The 331-nt window shown below is 53.8% G+C and carries 1 protein-coding gene; it reads left to right on the top strand.

The features are described from left to right. Positions 1–253: amino acid kinase family protein (locus ACTHS3_RS17475; RefSeq protein WP_440368695.1), on the top strand; the 253-nt coding region annotated here is incomplete at its 5' end. Positions 254–331 lie beyond the last annotated feature (78 nt).

Raw genomic sequence — 331 nt, 5'->3', positions numbered from 1 at the left:
GACCAATATCTCCGGCGTGATGGACAAAGAAGGCAACCTGCTGACCAACCTGACCCCAAGCCGTATCGGCGAATTAATCGCAGACGGCACGCTCTACGGCGGTATGTTGCCCAAAATCAGCTCCGCCGTCGAAGCGGCAAGCAACGGCGTCAAAGCCACCCACATCATCGATGGTCGCCTGCCCAACGCGCTTTTGCTGGAAATTTTCACCGATGCGGGCATAGGCTCGATGATTTTGGGTGAAAGTTCATAACGGTCGGCAACTAATTCAAGGTTTGCCAAGCAGCGAGCCTTGTCGATGACTCAATACACAAAAGGCCGTCTGAAAACC

It is taken from the genome of Neisseria sp. P0009.S007 (assembly GCF_051962515.1).
Note: the sequence above shows the minus strand (reverse complement) of the source record. Positions and strands in the feature narration are given on the sequence as shown.